This is a genomic window from Aeromicrobium sp. REDSEA-S38_B2 (genome assembly GCF_001628525.1).
Taxonomy (GTDB): domain Bacteria; phylum Actinomycetota; class Actinomycetes; order Propionibacteriales; family Nocardioidaceae; genus Aeromicrobium; species Aeromicrobium erythreum.
Genome location: NZ_LUNH01000042.1, coordinates 13,370 through 38,235, shown reverse-complemented (window position 1 = coordinate 38,235; position 24,866 = coordinate 13,370). Strand labels below are relative to the sequence as shown.

Genomic DNA, 24,866 nt, shown 5'->3' with positions numbered 1-24,866 from the left:
GGTTCCATGAGCCCGTCCCCCACCGTCGTGCCCGGAGCCGAGCCCTTCGCCCACGACGCCGGCCGCGTCGGTGTCCTGCTCAGCCACGGCTTCACCGGGTCCCCCGCGTCGATGGTCGACTGGGGCCGCGACCTCGCCGACCGCGGGTACACCGTCCGGGTGCCGCGGTTGCCCGGGCACGGCACCACGTGGCAGGAGATGAACCGCACCACCTGGCGCGACTGGTACGGCGCCCTCGACCACGAGCTCGACGTCCTGCGGGAGCGGTGCGACGCCGTCGTCGTGGCCGGGCTGTCGATGGGCGGCTGCCTCGCGCTGCGCCTGGCCGAGCAGCGGCCCGCCGACGTCGCGGGCGTGGTGCTCGTGAACCCGGCGGTCGCGTCGCGCGACCCGCGGCTCAAGGCGGTGCCCGTGCTCAAGCACGTGCTGCCGTCCATGGCCGCGATCGGCGGCGACATCAAGAAGCCCGGGGTCAGCGAGGGCGCCTACGACCGCACACCGCTGCGCGCGCTGCACTCGATGATGCAGCTGTGGGACGACGTCCGCGACGGTCTCGACCGCGTGCAGTCCCCCGTGCTGTTCTTCCGCTCCGTCGAGGACCACGTCGTCGACGACAGCACCCTGGCGCTCGTGCGCGAGGGCGTGCGACCCGACCTGCTGACCGTGGTCGAGCTGACCGACAGCTACCACGTCGCGACCGTCGACCACGACGCCCCGCTGATCCGGGAGCGGTCCGCCGCGTTCGTCGCGGAGATCACGGGTGGGATCACGGACGGGGTCGACCGTGGCTGACCGCGACGACCGCACGCCCGACGACGACGGCGAGGCGCGACGCAGCAGCGACCGCGACGCCTTCGACGCGATCGTCGAGCGGCTCGACCTCGACCTGCCGTTCCCCCTCGGGGTCGCGCAGCCCGCAGAGCCGGAGCCCGAGCCCGAGCCGGTCGAGCTCGACGACCAGCCCGACCCGGTCGACGAGCAGTTCTACCGCCACGTCCGGCCGGGGCCGGCACGGCCGCTGCACCGGGGTCGCGCGACCGCCTGGGCGGGCCTGGTGGGCTCGCCCCTCCTGCTCGTGCTCGCGACGGTCGGCGGCAGCTGGTTGTCGCGCCCCGTGCTGCTGGGCGCGGCGCTCACCTTCGTCGCTTCGGCGATCTACCTGATCGCGCAGCTGCCCGAACACGGACCCGGGCAGCAGGATTGGCCGGACGACGGCGCCGCGCTGTGAGGCGGGCCATGTCGGCCGCGCCGATGAGACCCGCCTCGGGCCCGAGGTGCGCGCGGACGATCCGCGCCTCCGAGCGGTAGCCGCGCCCCGTCAGGGTCCGCGAGTAGGCCTCCCGCGCGGGGCCGAGGAGCATCTCGCGGGCGTCGCTCACGCCGCCGCCGACCACGAAGAGGCCGGGGTCGAGCGCGGCGGCGAGGTTCGCCATCCCGACGCCGAGCCAGTCGCCGACCTCGGCGATCCAGGCGATCGCCTCCTCGTCGCCGGACTCCGCCAGGGGCGTCACGTGCGCACCCTCGACCCGCTCGGGTCCGCCGGCCGCCTCGGCCAGACGTCGGCCGATGGGCGAGCCCTCCGCCACGGCGGCCGCAGCGCGTCGCCCGAGCACGCGGCCGCTCGCGTACTGCTCCCAGCAGCCCAGGTTGCCGCACTCGCAGGCGTTGCCGCCCGGCACGACCTGCATATGGCCGAACTCGCCGGCGATGCCGAAGTGTCCGCGGTAGGGCAGGCCGTCGATGACGAGCGCCCCGCCGATGCCGGTGCCCAGCGTGATGAGGACCAGGTCGGGCTCGTTCTGCGCCGCGCCGAAGCGCCACTCCGCCCACCCGCTGGTGTTGGCGTCGTTGTCGACCATGACGGGCAGCATCGTGCGACGCGCCACCCGGTCGCGCAGCGGCTCGTGCCGCCACGCGAGGTGGGGTGCGAAGAGCACGGTCGACTGCGACGCGTCGACGAAGCCGGCGGCGCCGATGCCGACGGCCTTGACCGGCAGCTCGGCGCGGAACTCGGCGGTGATCTCGACGATCGCGTCGAGCACGGCCTCGGGCTCCGTCGTCGGCGTCTCGCGCCGCGTGCGGGCGATGACCCGGCCGTCCTCGTCGACCACGCCGGCCGCGATCTTGGTACCGCCGATGTCGATGCCGACGGCGAGCCTGTCCGCCACGTCAGTCTCCTGTCCGGTCGGCGGGGCACGAGGTCGCCCGCCGCGCCCACGCCCCCGCCGATGACGATGACGGTGGGGTCGAGGACGGCGGCGAGCGAGGCGCAGCCCTCGCCGATCCAGGTGCCGAGGTCGTGCAGCAGGTCGACGCACAGGGGGTCGCCCTGCTGGGCGAGGTCGGTGACCATCGGGCCCGTGATCGCGTCGACGCCGCCCGCGCGGGCGAGCAGGGCCGCCGCCGTCGGGTCGTCGGACGCCGCGCGCTCCCGCGCGTCGTGCACGAGGGCGCTGCCGCTCGCGTACTGCTCGAAGCAGCCGTGCTGGCCGCACCCGCACAGCCGGCCGTCGCGCACCAGCCGCAGGTGGCCGACCTCGGCGGCGGCGCCGAAGCCGCCCCGCACGAGGTCACCGTCCTGGATCACGCCGCCACCGACGCCGGTGCCGATCGTCACGAGCAGCAGGTCGTCGGAGTCGGCGCCGGCACCGAAGCGGTACTCGCCCCACGCCGCGGCGTTCGCGTCGTTCTCGACGACGACCGGCAGGTCGAGCAGCCGCGCGATGTCCGCACCGAGGGGCTCGTCGCGCCAGTCGATGTTCGGCGCGAACGTGACCGTCGAGCGGTCGGCGGAGACGAAGCCCGCCGCACCCACGCCGATGCCGGCGACCGGCGCCGTGGCACGTTCGCGCAGGCGGTCGACGAGGTCGGCCACGAGCGCCGCGATCTTGCCGCCGGCCGGGGTGGGCTCGGAGACGCTGTCGAGGATCGTGCCGTCGGCGTCGACGAGCCCGGCGGCGACCTTGGTGCCACCGATGTCGACGCCCACGCCGAGGGTCGGCGGGCGGTCCGTGCTGCGCTGACCCGTCATGGGCGCGTCTCCTCCTCGTCGTCGGCCGGTGCGGCCGTGCGGGTGGCGGCCTCGAAGGCGTCGCGCACCGTCCGGGCGAGGTGGAGGGCCGCCAGCGCGACCTCCTCGACCACCTCGGGGTTGTCCTTCACGAAGCCGACCACCTGGCACACGGGGCACCAGCTCGTGGTGCAGACGTGCTGCGACCCGGCCTCGGTCTCCGGGGCGTCGGGGTCCGGTGCGTCGCGCACGGCGTCGGCGACCGACTCGGTGTCGACGGCAAGCGCGCGGAGCAGCTTCAGGGTCTCCTGCCCGAGGGACCCGACCTCGTCCTCAGGCAAGGCTCTCGACCCGCTGCTTCAACCCGCTCAGCGCCGCGTCGATGATGACCTTCTCCGCCTTGCGCTTGAGCGTGCCGAGCAACGGCACGGCCACGTCGACGGCCAGCTGGTAGGTGACCCGCGTCCCGCCGTCGACCACCGCGAGCGCGTAGGTGCCGTCGAGCGCGGTCAGGACCGTGGCCTTCTCGGCGAGACGCCACGACACCGACCGGTCGCCGTCCCACGTGTAGAGCAGCTCGTAGGTGTCGCGGATCGGTGCGGCGTCGAGCGTGAAGCGCACGTGGTCGGCGCGTCCGTCGGCGCCGGTGGCCAGCACGTCGGCCTGGCGCACGCCCGTGGCCCACGCCGGGTAGGCGTCGAAGTCGGCGATGACCGCCATGACGGCGGAGGGCGCGGCATCGATGACGATGTCGCTGGTCGTGCGCGCCATGCAGCCCTCCTCGGTCGGTCGGATCCTCATCGTAGTGGGACGGCGCGTCGCCGCCGCCCCACGCCTCCGGTGCGGCGTCGACGGCGAGTAGCCTGCGCTACGTGACTGCTGCGGACGATGCCACCCGAGTCCCCGCCGCCTCGCCGGCGTCGACCGACCAGGGCAACCTGACCGACGACGTCCTCGACCGGCTCGCACGCGACCCCGACGCGGTCGCCCTGGCGCGCCGCGGGCCCGACGGATGGTCCGACGTGAGCATCGGCGCGTTCCACGCCGACGTCGTCGAGGTCGCCAAGGGTCTGCTCGCCGCGGGCGTGCGACCGGGCGACCGCGTGGCGCTGCTGTCGCGCACCCGCTACGAGTGGACGCTGGTCGACTACGCGATCTGGTGGGTCGGTGCCGTCACGGTGCCGATCTACGAGACGTCCTCGGCCGAGCAGATCTCGTGGATCCTCTCCGACTCCGGCGCCGTCGCCGCCGTGGTCGAGAGCCCGCACCACCGCGAGCGCGTCGACTCCGTGCGCCAGACGACGGCCGCCCTTCAGCACGTCTGGTCCCTGGACGACGGTGGCCTCGACACCGTCCGCGCGCAGGGGTCGCAGGTCGACGACGCGCAGCTCGAGCAGGCGCGCTCGACGCTCACGTCCGACTCGCTCGCCACCCTCATCTACACGTCGGGCACGACCGGGCGGCCGAAGGGCTGCCGACTCACGCACGGCAACTTCCGCGCCGAGCTGGGCGGCGCCCTCGAGCGGCTGCCGGAGCTGTTCGGCCGCGAGGGTGCCTCCACCCTGCTGTTCCTCCCGCTGGCGCACGTCTTCGCGCGGATCATCCAGGTCGGCGCCATCCGCTCCGGCGCGCGGCTCGGGCACACCGCCGACGTCAAGGACCTCGTGGCCGACCTCGGCGAGTACCAGCCCACCTTCGTGCTCGCCGTGCCGCGCGTCTTCGAGAAGGTCTTCAACTCCGCCAGCACGAAGGCCTACGCCGACGGCAAGGGCCGCATCTTCGACCGCGCGGTGGCGACGGCCATCGCCTACAGCAAGGCGCAGGACGCGACGACACGTCGCGGCGCACCGAAGCGCGTCGGGCCGGTGCTCGCCGCGCGGCACGCCCTCTTCGACCGGCTCGTCTACGGCAAGCTCCGGGCGGCGCTCGGCGGCCACGCCGAGTGGGCCATCTCCGGCGGCGCGCCCCTCGGCGACCGGCTCGCGCACTTCTACCGCGGCATCGGGGTGACCGTCCTGGAGGGCTACGGCCTCACCGAGACCACCGCGGCCCTGTGCGTCAACACGCCGACCGCCCAGCGCGTCGGGACCGTCGGCCGCCCGTTCCCCGACACCGAGGTGCGGATCGCCGACGACGGCGAGCTGCTGTTCCGCGGCCCGCAGGTCTTCCACGGCTACTGGGAGAACGACGAGGCCACCGCCGCCGCTCTCGACGCCGACGGCTGGTTCGCCACCGGCGACCTCGGCGACGTCGACGACGACGGCTACGTGCGCGTCACCGGCCGCAAGAAGGAGATCATCGTCACCGCCGGCGGGAAGAACGTCGCCCCGGCGGTGCTGGAGGACCGGGTCCGGGCGCACCCCGTCGTGAGCCAGTGCCTCGTCGTGGGCGACGGCAAGCCGTTCATCGCCGCGCTCGTCACCATCGACCGCGAGGCATGGGACGGCCCCCTGGACTCCCCCGAGCTCGAGGCCGCCGTCCAGTCGGCGGTCGACGACGCGAACTCGCTGGTCTCCCAGGCCGAGTCGATCCGCAAGTTCGTGATCCTCGAGGAGGACTGGACCGAGGAGAACGGCTACCTCACGCCGTCGTTCAAGGTGAAGCGCACCGCGGTGCTGCGCGACCTTCACGACACCGTCGAGGCGCTCTTCTCCAGGTAGGCCCGCCACTGCGTGGTGATCTGCGCGACACTGAGCCCCAGGTGACGCCGTGCGGCGTCGTCAACGTCGGCGCCGTCGCGCACCGACTCGTAGAAGGCGACGATGCTCTCGTTCGAGCGCTCCTGCGCGAGCATGCGGAACACGAGCCAGGCCGACTCGTACACGGCACCCAGCCCGTGCCCGCCCGCTGCGGCGAACGTGTCGGCGTCGGGCAGGGTGCGCGGCGGACCGTCGGCCCGGACCTGAGCGAGCGCCTGCCCCGCGCTGACGGCGAGCGGCGCGTCGTCGCGGCGCAGCGCCACGTAGTCGGCGAAGCCCTCCGCCACCCACGTGACCATCGACGTCCCCACCGCGCCGGTGAGCAGGTGGGCCGCCTCGTGGGTGATGACGACCTGCCGGGCCCGTGCGTCCATGTCGGCGAAGAGGTCGGGGTTCAGCACGATGACGCGGGCGGTCCCGGTCGTGCCGTCGACGGTCGTCGTCACGCCGGCGATCGCCGCCACCTCGTCCTGGGTCTCCCCCACCAGCGCCGCAGTGGTCGCCCGTGAGCGCGGCGCGACCACCGTGAGGCGTCCGTCGGCGTCGGCGACCGTCGCGCGCACGGCACGGTCGGCGCGCGTGGCGGCGGCGAGCGCGTCGAGGTCGGGCACGCCGCCGTCGACGCTGACGACGCGCACGTCGTCGGGACCCTCGCCCACCCGCACCTCACCTGCCAGCCACAGCGGCAGACGGTCCTGCCCGACGTTGGTGGCGCTGCGGACGGCGAACGTCCCGTCGCGCTGGGGGTCGAGCCGCAGACCGACCCGGCTCGACCGCACGGCCGTCCCTGCCACGGGCGAGTCGGCCCCGGCCCGCCAGGACACCTCGACGGTGGCCAGCGTCGAGCCGTCGGCGCGGTCGGCGACGTCGCCGCCGGAGAGGTAGCGCAGCGTCACCGACTCCACGCCGAGGTCGCGGCGGGCGTCCCACGCCTCCTGAGCGAACGTGCGGGCCCGAGCGGTCGACCCCGCTGCGGCGACGAACCCCTGCTCGGTGTCGGCGTCGGACAGGGCCTGCAGCTGGTCGGCCAGCACGGCGCGTGCGTCGGCGGGCACCGCGACGGGCGCGGGAGCGGCGGCCGGCTGCCCGGCCCAGGGTCGCTGCCACAGCAGCACCGCCGCGGCGACGGCCACGAGGACGGCGACGGCCACGACGTTGGCCGACGGCCTCCTCATGGCCGACGCGGGTGGGTCATCGCAGGGTCAGCCGACGCGGCCGGCCATGGTGAAGCCGATGGAGAGCGTCGTGATCTCGACCGTCTTGCCCGGACGCGGTGCGTGGATGACCTTGCCGTCGCCGAGGTAGATGCCGTCGTGCGACATGTCGGGGAAGAAGACGATGTCGCCGGGCTGGACCTGGCTGATCGGCACGGGCTGCGAGGCCTGGTACTGCGGCCCGACGACGCGTGGCAGCGACGCGCCAGCGGCCTCGAAGGACTTCATGACCAGGCCCGAGCAGTCGTAGCCGTCGGGGCCGACGCCACCGTAGATGTACGGCTTGCCGAGCTGGGCCATCGCGAACTGGATGGCGGCAGCGCCGCGGCCGCTGGCCTCGACCGTGAAGTCGACAGTCGTGTCGCTCTTCGTGAGCGTCTTCTGCTGCGGGGCGGACAGCCGCGACAGGGCCGTCTTCGCCTCTTGATAGCGGCTCTCGATCTCGTCGCGCTTCGCGTCGGCACGATCGCGGTCGCGGTCGAGCTCGGCCTTGCGCTCCTTGAGCAGCGTGCGCCGGTTCTTGAGCTCCTGCGCGGTGGCGGCGAACGCCTCGACGGCGTCGGCGCGGGTGCTGTTGAGGGCCTGGACGGCGCCGAGGCCCTCGAGGAACTGCTGCGGGTCCTTGCTGCCGAAGAGGCTCGCGGTCGGGCCGAGCGGGTTGTCGAGCTGCTGCTGCACGACGGACGCGCCGAGCGCCTTGCGCTGACGCTCGTACACGGCGAGCTGGTCGGCGATGTCGGCGTCGAGGTCGGCGATCTCGGCGCGCGCCTCCTTGACGTCCTCCTCGAGCTGGTTGGCCTGCTCGTTCGCGACCTCGGCCTCGTGGAACGCCTTCTCGACGTCGGCGGGGGTGACGCGGTCGGCCTGCGCGGGGCCGACGACGCCGAGCGTCGCTCCGACCGTCAGGACGGCGACCGCGGCGGCGGTGCGATGGGTGCGGGTCGTCCGGGGCATGCCTCGTCGGTGCACGTGTGCTCTCTCCAGTGTCCTCGTCGCCTACCGGGTGAGCTGACGGGTTCGGGCCAAGGTCTGCCCTACGCGACGCCGTGCGGGACGGCGCCACGATTCACCCCAGGAACATGGTTCCCCGGTCCGGCCTGGACGTCTTCCCCACGTCCGGGCCAGTTCGGCGGTGCGTCCGATGCCGCTCAGGGTGAGCAGCATGCTCCGGTCGCACAGAGGCCGAGTCTAGCCGACGGGGGGTCGCGTCGAGGAGGGGTTCCCACGGCGAGCCGCGTCACCCTGCCTGCACGTCGGGGCCCGACAGCGGGGTCACGAGCCGCAGCGGCGGGACGAGCCCCTCGTCGGCGAGGGCCGTGAGCGCCGCCATCTCCTCCGGCGCCACCTCCACCCCCTGCGGCGGCCCCCCGAGCAGGACGCTCACCACGCAGTCGCCGCACGCGCTGGCACTGCGCACCAGGCAGCTGTCGCAGTCGATGACGACGGATTCACTGTTCATGCCCACGACGCTAGACAGCGGTCCCGACAGAAACCCCTGCGTGCTTCGTGCGCCGTGCGCCGGGCTGCGGCGCTGTCTGCGGCGGGTCTCGACCTGCTGGCGCGCTGCCGCGGTGGGTCTCGTCGTGCTGGTGCGCTGCCGCGGGGGTCTCGTCCTGCTGGTGCGCTGCCGCGGGGGTCTCGTCCTGCTGGTGCGCTGCCTCGGTTGGCGCTGGGTATGGTCTCCGAAAGGCCTCGACCGGGCGGCTGGGCGGGCGGCGGCTCTGGTTCTCGGGCTGTGGCCTCCATTGGACACAAGAATCTGCGTTCGTGCGTTGGGACTCCAAGGCTTCTGCGTTTGCTACGGGATCCCGTCACCAACGTAGAAGCGTTCGACTTCCACGCGCGAACGAAGAATCTTGGGTGCCCTCGGGGGTGGGGTGGGCAGCGCTTCTCCCTTCTCGTGGCACGGTCCACGAGAAGGGAGAACCTCTGCGACGTCTGGCCCCCTCAGTGGTGGATCTGCCACCTATAGAGCGCTCAGAAGGTTGCAGGTCCACCGATGGCCCGCGCAAACGCAGAATCTTGCGCCCCCAACGGGAGCCACAGCCCGAGAACCCGAGCCGCCGTCGCACCCAGCCGCCCGGTCGAGGCCCTTTCGGAGCGCAGGTCGACGAGAAGCCGCACCGGCGCAGCCCCACCCGAGAGAGAACCCGCACCGACGCAGCCGCAGGTCGAGAGAGAAGCCGCACCGACGCAGCCGCAGGACGCCCCCCGTCCCCCAGGAGCCCCGACTCTGTCCGACCCCACGCCTACGGTCACCTCCGTGACCAGCCAGCCCACGCGACCCGTGCACCACCAGGCCAGCTTCGAGGAGCTGGGGCGGCCGTTGAGCGACGTCACGTTCTGCGTGGTCGACCTCGAGACGACGGGCGGGTCGCCGAAGGCGGGGGCGCGCATCACGGAGATCGGCGCGGTCAAGGTGCGCGGTGGCGAGGTGTTGGGCGAGCTGCAGACGCTCGTGAACCCCGAGGAGAGCATCCCTGCGTTCATCACGGTGCTCACGGGCATCACCGACGCGATGGTGGTGCAGGCCCCGCGGATCGCCGAGGCGCTGCCCAGCTTCCTCGAGCTCGCGGCGGGCAGCGTGCTGGTGGCGCACAACGCGCCCTTCGACGTCGGCTTCCTCAAGCACAACGCCCGCGAGCTGGGCATCCCGTGGCCGCGGTTCGAGGTGCTCGACACCGCCGTGCTCGCGCGGCGGGCACTGCTGCGCGAGGAGGTGCGCAACGTGAAGCTCTCGACGCTCGCCGCGCACTTCGGTGCCGGCACGACCCCCGACCACCGGGCCCTGCACGACGCCCGCGCCACCGTCGACGTGCTGCACGGGCTGTTCGAGCGGCTCGGCTCGCTCGGCGTGCACACCCTCGAGGACGCGGTCACGTTCACCTCGAAGGTGACGCCCGAGCAGCGACGCAAGCGTCACCTCGCGCAGCACCTGCCGCACGAGCCGGGGGTCTACCTCTTCCGCGACGCGCGCGACGACGTGCTCTACGTCGGCACGTCGCGCGACCTGCGCAAGCGGGTCGGCAGCTACTTCACCGCCGCGGAGACGCGCACCCGGATGGGCGAGATGGTCAAGCTCGCCGAGCGCGTCGACGCCGTCGTCTGCGCCACCGCGCTCGAGGCGCGGGTGCGCGAGCTGCGGCTCATCGCCGCGCACCGCCCCCCGTACAACCGACGGTCGCGCTTCCCCGAGCGCCAGTCGTGGATCAAGCTGACCCGCGAGCCCTGGCCGCGGCTGTCGATGGTGCGTCGCGTGCTCGACGACGACGCCGTGTACGTGGGTCCCTTCGGCCACCGCAGCCAGGGCGAGCTGGCCCTGGCCGCGCTGCACGAGACGTTCCAGGTGCGTCAGTGCACCACCCGCATGGGCCGTCGACCGCGGGGCAGCACGTGCGCCCTGGCCGACCTCGGACGCTGCCTCGCGCCCTGCACCGGCGACCTCGACCCCGACGTCTACGCCACCGAGGTCGCCCGCCTCGACGCCGCGCTCACGGGCGACCCCGCCGAGGTCGTCGAGCGGCTGCGCGCCCGCATGGGCGAGCTCGGGGCGCAGCAGCGCTACGAGGAGGCGGCGCAGGTGCGCGACCGGTTGGCCGCGTCGCTGCGGGCCGTCGACCGCACCCAGCGGCTGCGGCAGCTCACCGACGTCGCCGAGCTCGTGGCGGCCGCACCGGCGGAGAAGGGCTGGGAGGTGCACGTCGTGCGTCACGGCCGGCTCGCCGCCGCCGGCCTGCTCCCCCGGCACGTGCACCCCGCCGCCTGGGTCGACACGCTGCTCGCCACCGCCGAGGACGTGCCCACGCCCGGCAACGGCACCCATCCGGCGCCGGCGGCGTCGGTCGAGGAGACCGAGACGCTCCTGCGCTGGCTCGAGTCCCCGGGCGTGCGCATGGTGCGCGGGTCGTGGCAGGTCCCGACGGCCGGCGCGGCCCGGCACGTCGCCGCCCTCCCGACGGAGTCCGACGACCAGCGCGCCACGCGGTCTAGGCTGTCGGCGTGATCACCGCCATCGTCTTCATCCAGGCCGAGGTGTCCCGGCTGTCCGAGACCGCCGCGCAGATCGCCGACCTCGACGGGGTGAGCGAGGTGTACTCCGTCACGGGCGACCTCGACCTCGTCGCGATGGTGCGGGTGCCGCGGATCGACGACGTCTCCGCGGTCGTCGCCGACCGGCTCAACAAGGTCGACGGCGTGCTGTCGACGCAGACGCAGATCGCGTTCCAGACCTTCAGCCGGCACGACCTCGAGGACGCGTTCAGCATCGGGCTCTGAGCCGACGGCTGCTCAGTCGGTCGGTGCCAGCTCCTGCGTGACAGCGGACCAGCGGGCCAGCACGTCGCGCGCGGCCCCGGAGTCGATCGACGCCCGCGCCCGCTCGACACCTGCAGCCAGGCGTTCCAGCAGCGGTCCGCTGCCGCCGTCGTAGGCCGCGAGGGCAGCACCCGCGTTCAGCAGCACGGCGTCGCGGACGGGCGAGACCTCGCCGTCGAGGATCCGGCGGAACACGTCGGCGTTGTGCACGGGGTCGCCGCCGCGCAGCGCCTCGGGGGACGACAGCGAGAACCCGAGCTCGCGCGGGTCGAGCACCTCCTCCACGACGCCGGCGCCCACGACCGTCCACACGCGGGTGGTGGTCGTCGTGGTGATCTCGTCGAGACCGTCGTCGCCACGGAAGACGAACGCGTCGTCGCCGCGGTCGGCGAAGACCTGCGCCATGAGCGGTGCCGTGCGCAGGTCGGAGCACCCGACCGCCGACGCCTGCGGACGCGCGGGGTTGACCAGCGGGCCGAGGACGTTGAACGGGGTGGCGATGCCGATCTCGCGCCGCGGCGGGCCGGTGAAGCGCAGCCCCGGGTGGAACAGCGGGGCGAAGCAGAAGGTGATGCCGGCGCGCTCGAGCACCGCCGGCACCGACGCGGCCCGCACGTCGAGCCGCACGCCCAGCACCTGGAACACGTCGGCGGTGCCGCTCTGGCTCGACGCGGCGCGGTTGCCGTGCTTGACGACGGGGGCGCCCGCACCGGCCGCCGTGACGGCCGACATGGACGAGATGTTGACCGTCTTGGCCCGGTCGCCACCCGTGCCGACGATGTCGACCACCCGGCCGGGGACGTCGACGAGGACGGCGTGCGACAGCAGCGCGTCGACGAGTCCCTGCAGCTCGGCCTGGGAGATGCCCTTCGCGCGCAGCGCCACCGCGAACGCGGCGATCTGCGCCGGCGTGCTCTCGCCCTCGAGGATCGCCGCCATCGCCCACGCGGTCGACCCGGAGTCCAGGTCGCGGCCTCCGACGAGCTCGTCGAGCACGTCGGGCCAGGTGCGCGCGCTCACCCCGGCTGCAGCACGGAGCGCGCGAGGTCGACGAAGACCTCGGCGAGCCGCAGCGGGTCGATCGGGTGGGACACGGCGGCGTCGGCGCGCGACCAGGTCGCGAGCCAGGCGTCCTGCGGGCGGCCGGTCAGCACGAGCACCGGCGGCGCCTGGAAGATCTCGTCCTTCATCTGCCGCGCCACGCCGAGTCCGCCGACGGGCGTCGACTCGCCGTCGAGGACGACGAGGTCCGGACGACGACGGGCGTCGTCGAGGTACTGCCAGACGACCGGCTCCGTCGCGCACTCGACGAACTCGACCTCGGGGAGGTCGGGGTGCGGGCGCGTGCCCAGCGCTGCCATGACGGCGTTCCGCACGTCTCGGTCGTCGCTGTAGACCAGGACTCGGAACCTGCTGCGCTCGGTCACGTGGGAATCGTACATAATGAGCGCGTGGCCACTACTTCCGTGATCCCCGCGTCCCGACTCCACGGCACCGAGGGGCGTCCCTCCATGGTGACGGTGGGCACGATCGTCTGGCTCTCCAGCGAGCTGATGTTCTTCGCCGGCCTCTTCGCCGCGTACTTCACCGTCAAGAACGTCACGCCGGCGCTCTGGGACCAGGAGACGCAGCTGCTGAACGTGCCGTTCGCGGCCGTCAACACCTCGATCCTCGTGCTGTCGTCGCTGACCTGCCAGTTCGGCGTCTTCGCGGCCGAGCGCGGCCGTCCCGGACGCACCGGGACGCTGCTGCAGTTCCGCAAGTGGGGCATGCGCGAGTGGTTCGTGCTCACCTACGTCATGGGCGCGATCTTCATCGGCGGCCAGGCCTTCGAGTACGCCGAGCTCGTCCACGAGGGCGTGACCATCCCGTCCTCGGCCTACGGCTCCCTCTTCTACCTCGCCACCGGCTTCCACGGCATCCACGTCGTCGGTGGTCTGCTGGCCTTCCTGCTGGTGATCGGCCGCACGTTCGTCGCCCGCCGCTTCACGCACGAGCAGGCCATCTCCGCGATCGTCGTGTCGTACTACTGGCACTTCGTCGACATCGTCTGGGTCGCCCTGTTCGCGACCATCTACCTGATCCGCTGACGCCTGCCGCACGGCTCGGCGTTAGGCCAACCTAAGCCTGCGGACCTGGCAGAACGCTAGGTACGCTGGTTACCCCTGACAGGAATGAGGTTCTCGGTGCGCACCCTGTCGACACGACGCAGTCACCCCCTCGCCGGACTCGTCGTCCTGGTGCTCGGTCTCGTGGCCGCTGCCGGGCTCTGGTCCGCGCTCGCCCCGAAGCCCGCCCAGGCGGAGCAGTACACGGCACGCGACGTCGAGGCGGGGCGCGAGCTCTTCCTCATCGGCTGCGCCAGCTGCCACGGGCAGAACGCCGAGGGCATCACGACGAAGGACGGCGGCAACTACGGTCCGTCGCTGATCGGCGTCGGCGCCGCTGCCGTCGACTTCCAGGTCGGCACCGGCCGCATGCCGATGGCGCAGAGCGCTCCGCAGGCACCGCGCAAGGCACCCGAGTACGACGCCGAGGAGACCCGCCAGCTGTCCGCGTACATCGCGTCGCTGGCGCCCGGCCCGGCCATCCCGGCCGAGGAGTACCTGAACTACAAGGACGTCGACGTCGAGGGCCTGCGTGAGGGCGGCGAGTTCTTCCGCACCAACTGCACCGCCTGCCACAACTCCGTCGGCGCCGGCGGCGCGCTGCCCAACGGCCGCTACGCCCCGACGCTCAAGGGCGTCAGCGCCAAGCACATCTACGAGGCCATGGTCACCGGTCCGCAGCAGATGCCGGTCTTCAACGACGACCTCATCACCCCTGAGGACAAGCGCAACGTCATCGCCTACATCAAGCGCGTCCAGGAGCAGCCGAACTACGGCGGCCTCGGCGGCGGCGGCCTCGGCCCGGTCGTCGACGGCGTGTTCGTCTGGGTCCTCGGCATCGGCGGTCTGATCGGCTTCGCGATCTGGATCGGTGCCCACGGAGCGCGATCGAAGAAGAAGAAGGCCTGAACGAGATGAGTGACGAGATCCAGTCCCACGACAGCAGCAGCACCCCCGTCCGCACCGAGCCGGTGCAGGACCCGGGCCTGCAGCCGCACCAGTGGCGTCCCACCGACGTCGACCCGGCGCAGGAGCGCCGCGCCGAGCGTCAGATCTCCGGCATGTTCACCGTGGCGGCGCTGCTGTTCGTGCTGTTCGCCGTCTCCTACTTCGCGATCGACTCCGACCAGACGTTCCTCAACTGGTCCGCGTCGAACTTCGCCCTCGGCGCGACGCTCGGAGGCGGTCTGCTGCTGATCGGCGTCGGGATCATCCAGTGGGCCAAGAAGCTCATGGGCGACCACGAGATGGTCGAGATGCGTCACCCGGCCCGCTCCTCCGCCGAGGACCGCGAGGCCGTCATGGCCGACATCAACGCCGGTCTGCAGGAGTCGGGTGTCGGTCGTCGACCGCTCATCCGCAACAGCCTCTTCCTCTCCGTGGGCGCGCTGGCGGTCCCGTCGGTCGTGCTGCTGCGCGACCTCGGCCCGCTCCCCCACGGCCAGGACGAGACGGTCTGGAAGAAGGGCATGCGCGTCGTCAACGACGTCTCGGGCCTGCCCATCCGCCCCGAGGAGATCGAGGTCGGTCAGCTCATCAACGCCGAGCCGGCCGTCTTCTTCCCCGCCGAGGGCGAGGAGGAGGCCGAGGTCCACGGCCACGAGCTCCTCGCAGCCAAGTCGAAGGCCGCCATCATCGTCGTGCGCATGCGCCCGGAGGACATCACGCCCTCCGAGGGTCGCGAGAACTGGGGCATCGACGGCATCCTCTGCTACTCCAAGATCTGCACGCACGTCGGCTGCCCGATCTCGCTGTGGGAGCAGCAGACGCACCACCTGCTGTGCCCCTGCCACCAGTCGACGTTCGATCTCGCCGACAACGGCAAGGTCATCTTCGGCCCCGCCCACCGTCCACTGCCGCAGCTGCCGCTCGGCGTGGACTCCGAGGGCTACATCATCGCGATGAGCGACTTCCCCGAGATCGTGGCGCCGAGCTATCCCGAGCTTGCGCGCGACCAGAAGAGACTGGATGGTGAGTCATGAGCACTGACACCTACACGCCGGTCGAGGACACGGGCTTCGGCAAGAAGGCCGCTGGTCCCGTCGGCTGGCTCGACGACCGCCTCGGACTGGCCGGGGTGGCGAAGAAGAACCTGCGCAAGGTCTTCCCGGAGCACTGGTCGTTCATGCTCGGCGAGATCGCCCTGTGGAGCTTCGTCGTGCTGCTGCTCACCGGCGTCTTCCTGACGTTCTGGTTCCAGCCGAGCATGTCCGAGGTCGTCTACGACGGCTCCTACGCCCCGTTCCGTGGGCTGGAGATGTCGCAGGCCTACGCCTCGACGTTGCACATCTCCTTCGACATCCGCGGCGGTCTGCTCATGCGGCAGATCCACCACTGGGCGGCGGCGCTGTTCGTGGGCGCGATGCTCGCCCACATGCTGCGCATCTTCTTCACGGGTGCGTACCGCAAGCCGCGTGAGATCAACTGGCTCATCGGTGTCGGCCTGCTGGCGCTCGGCATGGTCGAGGGCTTCGCCGGCTACTCGCTTCCCGACGACCTGCTCTCGGGCACGGGCCTGCGCTTCGTCGACGGCCTGATCCGCTCGATCCCGCTCGTCGGCTCCTACCTGGAGTTCTTCATCTTCGGCGGCGAGTTCCCGGGCGAGGAGATCATCCCCCGCCTGTACATGGCGCACATCCTGCTGATCCCGGCCCTGCTGCTCGGCCTGATCGCCGCGCACATGCTGCTGCTCGTCTACCACAAGCACACGCAGTGGCCGGGCGCCGGACGCACGAACGACAACGTCGTCGGCTACCCGATGCTCCCCGTGTACGCGGCGAAGGCCGGCGGCTTCTTCTTCGTCGTCTTCGGCTTCACCGCCCTCATGGGCGCGCTGGTGCAGATCAACCCGGTGTGGGCGTACGGTCCGTACAACCCGTCGGAGGTCACGGCCGGCTCGCAGCCCGACTGGTACATGGGCTTCTCCGAGGGTCTCGTGCGCATCATGCCGAACTGGGAGAGCACCTTCCTCGGCCACACCTGGAGCTGGAACGTCTTCATCCCGGGTGTCGGTGGACTGGGCCTGCTGTTCACGGTCCTCGCCCTGTGGCCGTTCGTGGAGCGCTGGGTGACCGGCGACCAGCGTGAGCACCACCTGCTGGAGCGTCCGCGCAACGCCCCGACCCGCACGGGTCTCGGCGTGGCCGGCATGACGTTCTACGGTGTCGGCTGGGCTGCCGGCGGCAACGACATCATCGCCACGCAGTTCCACCTGAGCATCAACGCGCTGACGCACATCTTCCGGATCGGCATCTTCCTGTTCCCGGTGATCGCGTTCATCATCACGCGACGGATCTGCATCGGTCTGCAGCGCGCCGACCAGAACAAGATCCTGCACGGCTACGAGACCGGTGTCATCGAGCGTTCGCCCGACGGCAGCTACGCGGAGCGTCACGCCCCGCTCCCGGTCACGGAGCAGTACCGCCTCACCGCGCACGACCGTCTCCCGGCCCTCGAGGCTCCGGCCGAGACGGACGAGAACGGTGTCGCGCTGCCGCACGGCCGGGTCGCGAAGGTCCGCCACCGGGTGCGCTCGTTCTACTACAAGGGTGCGATCGACAAGCCGACGCTGGCCGAGGTCGAGCACGCCGACGAGCACCTGGCCGAGATCGAGGGCCACCCCGTGCACCTCGGTGAGGACTTCCAGGGCGTGTCGGAGACCGGCATCCCGAAGTCGCACTGACCGACCGCACGCACGACGAAGGGCCCCGGAGTATTCCGGGGCCCTTCTTCGTCCCCTCCCCTGCTGGTGCGCTGCTGCGAGGGGGGTCCGACCTCTGCTGGTGCGCTGCTTCAGCTCGTGCTGGGTCTGGTCTCCGCAAGGGCCTCGACCGGGCGGCTGGGCGGCGAGGTGGCTCTGATTCTCGGGCTGTGGCTCTCGTGGGACGCAGGATTCTGCGTCCCTGCCACGACAGCCCACCTCAGCGGTAGATCCACCGCCTCTACAGCGCTCGGAAAGGCGGCAGACCTACCCCCGACGGGTGATTCGGCGGCAGACCTACCGCTAAGCGGGCGAGAACGCAGATTCTTGCGTCCACCCCGAGCGCGACCCGCAGCCCAAGACCCCGGACCAGCGCGCCGCCCAGCTGCCCGGTCGAGGCCTTTGCGGAGACCACACCCACGACGACCCGCGCCGACGCAGCCGCAGGACGAGTCCTCAGCCGCCCCACGGGCCCGTAGGACGCGCCGGCGCACCAAAAGCCCGCCACTCCTCCCCCGCCCGGCGGGGCAGAAGCCTCAGGAGGCGCGCTTGAGGGCGGAGCCCTGGACCCAGTCGCTCCAGCGGGTGTTCCAGTCGGTCCAGCCGTTGTTCTGCTCGAGGGAGCGGCCGCTGTTGACGAACTTCACGACGTCGCCGCGGCGCGACTGGTCGTAGATCCACTGGGCGTCGGCGGTGCTCATGCCGACGCAGCCGTGGCTCACGTTCTCCCGGCCCTGGGAGCCGACCGACCACGGCGCGGCGTGGAGAAACTCGCCGGAGTTCGTCACTCGCATCGCCCACCGGACGTCGCTGATGTCGTAGTAGTCGGGGTCGGACTCCGAGACGCCGGTCGACGCGGCGTCCATGTCGACCGACGCGAACTTCTCCATGATGACCTTCGTGCCGCCGCGGGTCTCGTGACCCGGCTTGCCGGTCGAGACCGGGATGGTGCGCACGTCGCGGCCGTCGATGTTCATCGTCAGCGTGTGCCGGGCGACGTCGACTGTCGACACGATGCGACGTCCGACCGTGAACGGCACGTGCTGGTCCTGCTGGCCGTACACGCCGTTGCCGGCGGGCAGGCTGTTCAGGTCGAGGTCGACCGACACCTTGGTGCCCGCAGGCCAGAACTCCTTCGGCCGGTAGTGCACGACCGTGTCGCTCATCCAGTGCCAGGCACCCTCGACCTTCGGGGTGGACGTGACGTGCATGTGCTGCTCGAACAGCTTCTTGTTCTCCACGGGCACGTCGAACGTGACGATGACCGGCATGCCCACGCCCACCGTCTCGTTCGCCAGCGGAGCGACCGCGGGGTACGTCTGCTGGTCCAGCGTCAAGGCCCGCGTCGTGAAGGTGCGCACCAGCTTCGCCGGCTTCCCGTCGGTGCCCTCCGCCTGCGCGGTCAGCGTGTACGCGGTGCCGGGCTCGAGCCGCGACGTGGCTGCCCAGCGACCGTCGCCGCCCTCGCCCTTGACGACCTGCTTGCCGTCCGACGACGTCAACGACGCCTCGGTGACGGTGCCGTGCTGCACCTCGACCGAGACGACCGTGTCGACGGGGACGTCGGACGCCTGGTCCTCGACGTTCGCACTCACCGTGGCCGGCTGCTGCGTCGGCGAAGCCGACGGCTGCTCGGACCGGGCGGCCGTGCAGGCGCCCAGGGTCACCAGGAGGACAGCACCCATCAGCAGGCGCAGGGAACGGTTCGTCGTGCTCACCGCGTCATCCTACGCGGTGAGCACGAACGCACCGACCAGTCAGTGGGCGTGCACGCCCCGGTAGTACTCGTAGACCCAGCCGCAGACCGTCACCGCGCCGATGGTGGCGCCGATGATGAACAGCCACCAGCCGACGACGACGCCCAGGACGATCGTCGCGAGCGCCAGGGCGCAGTAGAGCGGCCACCAGCTGTACGGCGGGAAGAAGCCCAGCTCACCGGCGCCGTCGGCGATCTCGGCGTCGTCGAGGTCCTCCGGACGTGCCGGGATCTGCTTGGCGACGACGTACAGATAGAAGCCCAGCAGCGCGCACAGCAGGAACGTCATGACGAGCGCCGTGGTGCCCGTCGGGTCCTCCGTCAGCACCCAGTACACGGGCGCGATGAAGACGAAGAAGATCCCGCAGGAGATGATGACCCAGTACTCGGCCTTCATGCCCTTCATCGCTCACTCACCGTCCTTCTGCTGCTTGGCGTCCTTGATGGCCGCACCCTTGCCGTTCGTGTTCGGCGCGTCGGCGAAGAGGCCGCCCTCGTCCGGGTTGTGCAGCAGCTCCAGCTCCGCGATCTCCGGGTGGTGCAGGTCGAACGCAGGGCTCTCGCTGCGGACCCGAGGCAGGGAGTGGAAGTTGTGCCGCGGCGGGGGCGAGCTCGTGGCCCACTCCAGCGAGCGGCCCCAGCCCCACGGGTCGTCGAGCTTGACCAGCGGGCTCTTGCGCGACTTCCACACGTTCCACAGGAACGGCAGGGTCGAGGCACCGAGCAGGAAGGCACCGATCGAGGAGATCTCGTTCAGCGTCGTGAAGCCGTCGTTCGGGCCGTAGTCGGCGTAGCGGCGCGGCATGCCCTCGACACCCAGCCAGTGCTGGACGAGGAAGGTCATGTGGAAGCCGATGAACAGCAGCCAGAAGTGGATCTTGCCGAGCTTCTCGTCGAGCATCCGCCCGGTGAGCTTCGGCCACCAGTAGTAGAAGCCGGCGAACATCGCGAACACCACGGTGCCGAAGACGACGTAGTGGAAGTGCGCCACGACGAAGTAGGAGTCCGAGAGCGGGAAGTCCAGCGTCGGCGACGCCAGGATGACGCCCGTCAGACCACCGAAGAGGAAGGTCACGAGGAAGCCCAGCGAGAACACCATGGGGGTGTCGAAGGAGATGCTCCCGCCCCAGATCGTGCCGATCCAGTTGAAGAACTTCACGCCCGTGGGCACCGCGATCAGGAACGTCATGCCGGAGAAGAACGGCAGGTCGACCGCCCCTGTGACAAACATGTGGTGAGCCCACACCGCGATCGACAGAGCTGAAATCGCCAGTGTCGCATAGACCAATCCGGTGTACCCGAAGATCGGCTTACGGCTGAAGACCGGGAAGATCTCCGAGACGATGCCGAAGAACGGCAGCGCGATGATGTACACCTCGGGGTGCCCGAAGAACCAGAACAGGTGCTGCCACAGGATCGGGCCGCCGTTCGCGGCGTCGAACACGTGGGCCCCGAGCATGCGGTCCGCGGCCAGCGTCAGGAGCGCGGCGGCGAAGATCGGGAACGCGATGAGCACCAGCAGGCTGGTCACCAGCGTGTTCCACACGAAGATCGGCATGCGGAACATCGTCATGCCGGGCACGCGCATGCAGAAGATCGTCGTGATGAAGTTGACGGCACCGAGGATCGTGCCCAGACCCGACATCCACAGACCCATGACCCACAGGTCACCGCCGATGCCGGGCGAGTTGACGCCGTCCGAGAGCGGGGCGTACGCGAACCAGCCGAAGCTCGCCGCGCCGCCGGGCACGAACAGGCCCGAGACGACGATGGTGGAGCCGAACAGGTACAGCCAGTAGCTGAACATGTTCAGACGCGGGAACGCGACGTCGGGCGCGCCGATCTGCAGCGGCATGATCGCGTTGCCGAAGCCGAAGAACAGCGGCGTCGCGAACATGAGCAGCATGATCGTGCCGTGCATCGTGAAGGCCTGGTTGTAGGCCTCGTCCGACAGCAGGTTCGAGCCGGGCTGCATGAGGTTCGCGCGGATCGCCAGCGCGAGCACGCCGCCGATCAGGAAGAAGATGAACGACGTGGCCAGGTACATGTTGCCGATCACCTTGTGATCGGTGGTCGTCATGATCGTGACGACCTTCTGGCCGAGCGTCGTCTCACGACGGACGGTGGTGGTCTCCCGACCGTCGTCGAATGCCGCAGTGGTGGCCATCAGTTACCCGCTCCGTCCTGGACGTCCTGGTCGTCCTCCGTGTCGGCACCGCGCAGACCGGCGACGGCGTCGGCCTCCTTCTGGCCCGCGGGGGCACCGATCTGACCGATCCTCACGAGGTCCTGGAGGTGGGCCTCGTACTCCTCGGGCGAGACCACGTTGACCTTGAAGATCATCCGCGAGTGGTACAGCCCGCACAGCTCGGCGCAACGTCCGGTGAACGTGCCCTCGCGCGTCGGCGTCATGTCGAACGTGTTGTCACGCCCGGGGACGACGTCCATCTTGAAGTAGAACTCCGGGATCCAGAAGGAGTGGATCACGTCGGGGCTGCGCAGGTTGAAGCGCACCGACTCGCCCTTCGGCAGCCACAGCTCGGCGGGCTGGTCGGGCGTGCCGAAGTCGTACACGTCCTCGCCCTGCGTGGCGTCCTCGTCGAGGTAGTTGAAGGCCCACTGCCACTTCGAGCCCACGACCTCGATCGTGTGGTCGGGGTTCTCGACCTCCTTGAGCACCTCGTTCTGGCTCGTGACGGTGTGGAAGAAGAACACCGCGACGACGATCACCGGGGCGATCGTGTACAGCGCCTCGAGCGGCAGGTTGTAGCGCACCTGCGTGGGCACCTCGTCGTCGCTGCGACGGCGGTAGCGCACGGAGGCGTAGACGATGAGCCCGAAGACGAGCACGAACACGACCAGCACGGCGATCCAGGCGCCGAGCCACAGGTCCCACACGGGCTGCGACCGGTCACTGGCGGCGACAGGAAGCGCGAGGCGCTTGATGTCGTGGTCCGCGACGGGCGAGCAACCACTCAGGAGAACTGCGACGACGACAGCAGCCGCCAGCTTCATCCGACCCACGAGGCGCCTTTCTTGTCCACACCACTCATGCGATGACCTGTTCACAGTACCCTCACTCGTCCCTCGTCGAGCAGGTAAGGGCACCCTTGCCCCGACCCGTGTCGGGGACGCTCACGCGAGGTCCAGCGCGGCGGACACCTCGGCCCGCGCGTCGTCGCCGTAGGCCGAGCCCAGACGGTCCAGGAACGCCTCACGCGTCAGCGTGTACTCCTGCGTGCCCGTCGTCTCCACGACGCTCGCCGCGATCGTGCAGCCGATCTGCGCCGACCGCTCCAGGTCCAGGCCTGCGGCCACGCCAGCGAGGAACCCGCCGCGGAACGAGTCGCCGACGCCCGTCGGGTCGACCGCGTCGACGTCGGGGATCGCCGCGACCTCGATCGGCGCGCCGTCGGACGGGTACACCGTCACGCCGTCCTTGCCGCGGGTCACGACCCGCGTGCCGACGTGCGCCTGCACCTCCTCCTCGCTCCAGCCGGTCTTCGTCTGGATGAGCGCCGACTCGTAGTCGTTGCTGAAGAGGTACGCCGCACCGTCGACGAGCTCGCGGATCAGGTCGCCGTCGGCCCACGCCAGCTGCTGCGACGGGTCCGCCGCGAACGGCACCCCCGCCTTGCGGCAGGCCGCCGTGTGCCGGTTCATCGCCTCCGGGTCGTCCGGACCGATGAGGACGAGGTCGAAGTCGCCGAGCTCCAGCACGTCGATCGTGCGGGCATCGGCCATCGCGCCGGCGTAGAAGGTGACGATCTGCGCGTGCGCGTCGTCGGTCGTGATCGTGCACAGCGCCGTGTGCTTGTCGGGCGACACGTGCACGCGCGAGCAGTCGACGCCCGCGTCCTCCAGCCACTGCTGGTAGCCCTGGTCGGCGAAGTCACGCCCCACCGACGCCACCAGCGTCGGCCGCAGGCCCAGCGCGGCCAGGCCGAACGCGATGTTCGCGGCGCACCCGCCGCGGCGGACGTCGAGGTCCTCCACCAGGAACGAGACGGACAGCTTGTCGAGCTGGTCCGGGACCAGGGAGTCCGAGAACTTCCCCGAGAAGACCTGCAGATGGTCGGTGGCCACAGAGCCGGCGATCGCGAGATGCACCAGATGAGACTAGACGACGGCCCCCTGCGTCCGCAGGGGGCCGTCGTGTGAGGAAGTCGGGCGTGACCTCGCGTCACGCCGCTCGTGCCGGGTGACCGCTGGTCGAGGCTCCGCTCTCGTTGGTCGAGTGCCCCGCTCCCGCTGGTCGAGTGCCTCCACGAGCGCTAGCGAGGGGAGGTGTATCGAGATCACCCTGGGCGGTCATGCTCGTCGCTCACCTCGTGGTGGGGTTTGGACCGCTTGGAGGTCTCGATACAGTCCGACGCCTTCGGCGTGCACCACTCGACCTCTCGCCACCGTCGCTCGCAGGGCTCGCGAGGTGGCTCGATCGCGAAGCTCCCGAGGTCACTCCATCAGTGGAAGCTGTCGCCGCAGGCGCAGGAGCCCGTCGCCATCGGGTTGTCGATGGTGAAGCCCTGCTTCTCGATCGTGTCGACGAAGTCGATCGACGCGCCGTGCAGGTACGGCAGGCTCATGCGGTCGACGACCACGTTCACGCCGTCGAAGTCGCGGACCTCGTCGCCATCGAGCGTGCGCTCGTCGAAGAACAGCTGGTAGCGCAGGCCCGAGCAGCCGCCGGGCTGCACCGCGATGCGCAGGGCGAGGTCGTCGCGACCCTCCTGGGCAAGCAGGCTCCGCACCTTCTCCGCGGCGTTCGCGGACAGGTTCACACCGTCGGCCGGGGCGGCGGTCTCGGTGGTCTCGGGGGTGGTGCTGCTGTCGACGCTCATGTCATCTCCGTCGGTCTCGGGTGCTCTCCTGGTGGACAACCAGGAGGAAGCCGGTTCCATTCCATCGTACGCGCCGATCCTCAGGAGATCCCTCGCCGGGCGCGGACTCGCGGGGCGCCGATCAGCGCGACCAGGTGCGCGCCACCCGCTCGGCGACGTCGGCCAGAGCGCCCGACGGGTCCGCGAACGAGCGCTCCTCCCCCACCAGGTCGAGCATCGCGTACGCCGACTCGACGCCCATGGCCCGCATCTCCCGCGCACCCACCGTCACCCGTCCGGCGATCGCCACGCACGGTCGAGCGTGTCGTCCGGCCACCTGGGCGACCCCGTGCACGACCTTGCCGCTGCGCGAGGTGTGGTCGTAGGAGCCCTCGCCGGAGACCACCAGGTCGGCGTCCGCACACGCGACGTCCAACCCGACCGCCTCCGCCACCACCGCGACGCCGGGACGTCGGTCCGCTCCCAGGAGCAGCAGCCCCAGGCCCAGACCGCCCGCCGCGCCGGCCCCGGGCGCGTCCGCCACGCGCCGCTGCGCCGGGGTCGGACCGCACACCGCGTCGACCCAGGCGTCGAGCAGGCCGTCGACCTCCAGCAGGTCCGCCTCGTCGAGCCCCTTCTGCGGCCCGAACGTCTTGGTGGCGCCGAACAGGCCCAGCAGCGGGACGTCGACGTCGCTCGCGGCGACCAGGTCGACGCCCTCCACGACCTGTCGCGCGGCGGCGAGGTCGACGGACGTGACGCCGCGCAGACCGTCCGGACCGGCGTCGAGGGGTCGGTCGGCGGTCGCGCCCAGCGCGCCGAGCAGCCCGGCTCCCCCGTCGTTCGTGGCGCTGCCGCCGAGCCCCACGACGACGCTCGACACCCCCAGCTCGACGGCGGCCCGCACCGCCTCGCCCACGCCCCACGTGGACGCGGTCCGGGCGGCCGGCGGACCGAGCTGCAGCCCACAGGCCTGCGCCGACTCCAGGTAGGCGACGTCGTCGACGACGAGCAGCGTCACGGGCACCTCGGCGCCCGTCGACCCGCGCACGGGGACGACGTGCAGCCGGCCGCCGAGCGCGTCGTGCAGGGCGTCGACGAAGCCCGGCCCGCCGTCGGCCATCGGCAGCCGGACCACCTCGTCGTCCGGCGACGTCCGGGCCCAGCCGCGGGCGATCGCCCGGGCCGCCTCGGGCGCGCTCAGCGTGCCGGCGAACTTGTCCGGCGCCACGAGCACGCGCACGG

The 24,866-nt window shown here is 71.3% G+C and carries 24 protein-coding genes, 1 pseudogene and 1 riboswitch; of the genes and pseudogenes, 9 read left to right on the top strand and 16 right to left on the bottom strand.

The window, feature by feature from the left end; genetic code table 11:
- Positions 1-6: 6 nt before the first annotated feature.
- Both A6Q81_RS10225 and A6Q81_RS10220 read left to right on the top strand, forming a co-directional pair.
- A complete protein-coding gene (locus A6Q81_RS10225; RefSeq protein WP_286690370.1) occupies positions 7-792 on the top strand; it encodes an alpha/beta hydrolase in 786 nt (261 codons plus the stop codon).
- Entirely contained in the window at positions 785-1,228 is a 444-nt protein-coding gene (locus A6Q81_RS10220; RefSeq protein WP_067858330.1) for a hypothetical protein, read from the top strand. The genes A6Q81_RS10225 and A6Q81_RS10220 overlap by 8 nt, the downstream gene beginning before the upstream one ends.
- Here A6Q81_RS10220 and A6Q81_RS10215 read toward each other — a convergent pair.
- The 4 genes and pseudogenes from A6Q81_RS10215 to A6Q81_RS10200 form a co-directional block, all read right to left on the bottom strand.
- Positions 1,134-2,168 carry an ROK family glucokinase gene (locus A6Q81_RS10215; protein ID WP_067858333.1) on the bottom strand — a complete coding sequence of 345 codons (1,035 nt, stop codon included), beginning with the start codon at positions 2,166-2,168 and terminating at the stop codon, positions 1,134-1,136. The two genes, A6Q81_RS10220 and A6Q81_RS10215, sit on opposite strands and share 95 nt — an antisense overlap.
- 86 nt (positions 2,169-2,254) lie before the next feature.
- Positions 2,255-3,031 (bottom strand): annotated as a pseudogene (locus A6Q81_RS17245) (ROK family protein); the annotation flags it as partial.
- Positions 3,028-3,351: a hypothetical protein gene (locus A6Q81_RS10205; RefSeq protein ID WP_286690368.1), complete on the bottom strand. Its 324-nt coding sequence runs from the start codon at positions 3,349-3,351 to the stop codon at positions 3,028-3,030. The pseudogene A6Q81_RS17245 and the gene A6Q81_RS10205, both read right to left, overlap by 4 nt.
- Positions 3,344-3,781, bottom strand: coding sequence for an SRPBCC family protein (locus tag A6Q81_RS10200; RefSeq protein ID WP_067858342.1), 438 nt, complete (start codon positions 3,779-3,781; stop codon positions 3,344-3,346). The genes A6Q81_RS10205 and A6Q81_RS10200 overlap by 8 nt, the downstream gene beginning before the upstream one ends.
- Before the next feature lie 101 nt (positions 3,782-3,882).
- Here A6Q81_RS10200 and A6Q81_RS10195 point away from each other — a divergent pair, with 101 nt between their 5' ends.
- Entirely contained in the window at positions 3,883-5,670 is a 1,788-nt protein-coding gene (locus A6Q81_RS10195) for an AMP-dependent synthetase/ligase (RefSeq protein WP_286690367.1), read from the top strand.
- Here the strand turns inward: A6Q81_RS10195 and A6Q81_RS10190 are convergent.
- The 3 genes from A6Q81_RS10190 to A6Q81_RS10180 all read right to left on the bottom strand — a co-directional run bounded on the left by A6Q81_RS10190 (position 5,637) and on the right by A6Q81_RS10180 (position 8,382).
- A complete protein-coding gene (locus A6Q81_RS10190) occupies positions 5,637-6,884 on the bottom strand; it encodes a hypothetical protein (protein ID WP_286690366.1) in 1,248 nt (415 codons plus the stop codon). The two genes, A6Q81_RS10195 and A6Q81_RS10190, sit on opposite strands and share 34 nt — an antisense overlap.
- Positions 6,885-6,911: 27 nt before the next feature.
- Entirely contained in the window at positions 6,912-7,877 is a 966-nt protein-coding gene (locus A6Q81_RS10185) for a C40 family peptidase (RefSeq protein ID WP_067858348.1), read from the bottom strand.
- Between the two features lie 24 nt (positions 7,878-7,901).
- Positions 7,902-8,065: riboswitch (cyclic di-AMP (ydaO/yuaA leader) on the bottom strand.
- A 95-nt stretch (positions 8,066-8,160) separates the two neighbouring features.
- Positions 8,161-8,382, bottom strand: a complete 222-nt coding sequence (locus A6Q81_RS10180) for a hypothetical protein (protein ID WP_067858351.1) — start codon at positions 8,380-8,382, stop codon at positions 8,161-8,163.
- Between the two features lie 804 nt (positions 8,383-9,186).
- On the opposite strand from A6Q81_RS10180, the gene A6Q81_RS10175 reads away from it, so the two are divergent.
- On the top strand, positions 9,187-10,926 hold the full coding sequence (locus tag A6Q81_RS10175) for a DEDD exonuclease domain-containing protein (protein WP_067858354.1): 1,740 nt from the start codon (positions 9,187-9,189) through the stop codon (positions 10,924-10,926).
- Positions 10,923-11,198: an Lrp/AsnC family transcriptional regulator gene (locus tag A6Q81_RS10170; RefSeq protein ID WP_067858357.1), complete on the top strand. Its 276-nt coding sequence runs from the start codon at positions 10,923-10,925 to the stop codon at positions 11,196-11,198. The genes A6Q81_RS10175 and A6Q81_RS10170 overlap by 4 nt, the downstream gene beginning before the upstream one ends.
- Positions 11,199-11,210: 12 nt before the next feature.
- On the opposite strand, the gene trpD is transcribed toward A6Q81_RS10170, so the two are convergent.
- Together trpD and A6Q81_RS10160 are read right to left on the bottom strand one after the other, a co-directional pair.
- A complete protein-coding gene (gene trpD, locus A6Q81_RS10165; protein ID WP_067858360.1) occupies positions 11,211-12,257 on the bottom strand; it encodes an anthranilate phosphoribosyltransferase in 1,047 nt (348 codons plus the stop codon).
- A complete protein-coding gene (locus tag A6Q81_RS10160; RefSeq protein ID WP_417863350.1) occupies positions 12,254-12,664 on the bottom strand; it encodes a response regulator in 411 nt (136 codons plus the stop codon). The genes trpD and A6Q81_RS10160 overlap by 4 nt, the downstream gene beginning before the upstream one ends.
- A 24-nt stretch (positions 12,665-12,688) precedes the next feature.
- Here A6Q81_RS10160 and ctaE point away from each other — a divergent pair, with 24 nt between their 5' ends.
- From ctaE to qcrB, 4 genes are all read left to right on the top strand, one after another.
- Positions 12,689-13,327 (top strand): aa3-type cytochrome oxidase subunit III, encoded by a 639-nt coding sequence (gene ctaE, locus A6Q81_RS10155; protein ID WP_470207139.1) that lies wholly within the window; start codon positions 12,689-12,691, stop codon positions 13,325-13,327.
- Positions 13,328-13,423: 96 nt separating this feature from the next.
- Positions 13,424-14,254, top strand: coding sequence for a cytochrome bc1 complex diheme cytochrome c subunit (gene qcrC / locus A6Q81_RS10150; protein ID WP_286690365.1), 831 nt, complete (start codon positions 13,424-13,426; stop codon positions 14,252-14,254).
- A 5-nt stretch (positions 14,255-14,259) separates the two neighbouring features.
- Complete coding sequence (gene qcrA, locus A6Q81_RS10145) at positions 14,260-15,327, top strand: cytochrome bc1 complex Rieske iron-sulfur subunit (protein ID WP_253025780.1); 1,068 nt, start codon at positions 14,260-14,262, stop codon at positions 15,325-15,327.
- A complete protein-coding gene (gene qcrB, locus A6Q81_RS10140) occupies positions 15,324-17,027 on the top strand; it encodes a cytochrome bc1 complex cytochrome b subunit (RefSeq protein WP_067858368.1) in 1,704 nt (567 codons plus the stop codon). Before qcrA ends, qcrB begins: the two co-directional genes overlap by 4 nt.
- A 554-nt stretch (positions 17,028-17,581) precedes the next feature.
- On the opposite strand, the gene A6Q81_RS10135 is transcribed toward qcrB, so the two are convergent.
- From A6Q81_RS10135 to A6Q81_RS10105, 7 genes are all read right to left on the bottom strand, one after another.
- Entirely contained in the window at positions 17,582-18,763 is a 1,182-nt protein-coding gene (locus A6Q81_RS10135; RefSeq protein WP_236749720.1) for a L,D-transpeptidase, read from the bottom strand.
- A 39-nt stretch (positions 18,764-18,802) separates the two neighbouring features.
- Positions 18,803-19,207: a cytochrome c oxidase subunit 4 gene (locus A6Q81_RS10130; RefSeq protein WP_317698907.1), complete on the bottom strand. Its 405-nt coding sequence runs from the start codon at positions 19,205-19,207 to the stop codon at positions 18,803-18,805.
- Between the two features lie 3 nt (positions 19,208-19,210).
- Positions 19,211-20,968: an aa3-type cytochrome oxidase subunit I gene (ctaD, locus tag A6Q81_RS10125; RefSeq protein ID WP_502692814.1), complete on the bottom strand. Its 1,758-nt coding sequence runs from the start codon at positions 20,966-20,968 to the stop codon at positions 19,211-19,213.
- On the bottom strand, positions 20,968-21,816 hold the full coding sequence (gene ctaC, locus A6Q81_RS10120; protein WP_067858374.1) for an aa3-type cytochrome oxidase subunit II: 849 nt from the start codon (positions 21,814-21,816) through the stop codon (positions 20,968-20,970). The genes ctaD and ctaC overlap by 1 nt, the downstream gene beginning before the upstream one ends.
- 120 nt (positions 21,817-21,936) lie before the next feature.
- Positions 21,937-22,911 (bottom strand): carbohydrate kinase family protein, encoded by a 975-nt coding sequence (locus tag A6Q81_RS10115; RefSeq protein ID WP_067858377.1) that lies wholly within the window; start codon positions 22,909-22,911, stop codon positions 21,937-21,939.
- Positions 22,912-23,264: 353 nt separating this feature from the next.
- The gene (locus tag A6Q81_RS10110) at positions 23,265-23,642 is read right to left on the bottom strand and encodes a HesB/IscA family protein (protein ID WP_067858379.1); all 378 of its coding nucleotides are present in this window, start codon (positions 23,640-23,642) and stop codon (positions 23,265-23,267) included.
- A 121-nt stretch (positions 23,643-23,763) separates the two neighbouring features.
- Positions 23,764-24,864 (bottom strand): glycerate kinase family protein, encoded by a 1,101-nt coding sequence (locus A6Q81_RS10105; protein ID WP_067858382.1) that lies wholly within the window; start codon positions 24,862-24,864, stop codon positions 23,764-23,766.
- Positions 24,865-24,866 lie beyond the last annotated feature (2 nt).

Coding starts and splice junctions, on each gene's coding strand:
- A6Q81_RS10225 (WP_286690370.1), top strand. CDS start 7: ATGAGCCCGTCCCCCACCGTCGTGCCCGGAGCCGAGCCCTTCGCCCAC.
- A6Q81_RS10200 (WP_067858342.1), bottom strand. CDS start 3,781: ATGGCGCGCACGACCAGCGACATCGTCATCGATGCCGCGCCCTCCGCC.
- A6Q81_RS10190 (WP_286690366.1), bottom strand. CDS start 6,884: ATGAGGAGGCCGTCGGCCAACGTCGTGGCCGTCGCCGTCCTCGTGGCC.
- A6Q81_RS10185 (WP_067858348.1), bottom strand. CDS start 7,877: ATGCCCCGGACGACCCGCACCCATCGCACCGCCGCCGCGGTCGCCGTC.
- A6Q81_RS10180 (WP_067858351.1), bottom strand. CDS start 8,382: ATGAACAGTGAATCCGTCGTCATCGACTGCGACAGCTGCCTGGTGCGC.
- qcrA (WP_253025780.1), top strand. CDS start 14,260: ATGAGTGACGAGATCCAGTCCCACGACAGCAGCAGCACCCCCGTCCGC.
- qcrB (WP_067858368.1), top strand. CDS start 15,324: ATGAGCACTGACACCTACACGCCGGTCGAGGACACGGGCTTCGGCAAG.
- A6Q81_RS10130 (WP_317698907.1), bottom strand. CDS start 19,207: ATGAAGGGCATGAAGGCCGAGTACTGGGTCATCATCTCCTGCGGGATC.
- ctaD (WP_502692814.1), bottom strand. CDS start 20,968: ATGGCCACCACTGCGGCATTCGACGACGGTCGGGAGACCACCACCGTC.
- ctaC (WP_067858374.1), bottom strand. CDS start 21,816: ATGAAGCTGGCGGCTGCTGTCGTCGTCGCAGTTCTCCTGAGTGGTTGC.
- A6Q81_RS10110 (WP_067858379.1), bottom strand. CDS start 23,642: ATGAGCGTCGACAGCAGCACCACCCCCGAGACCACCGAGACCGCCGCC.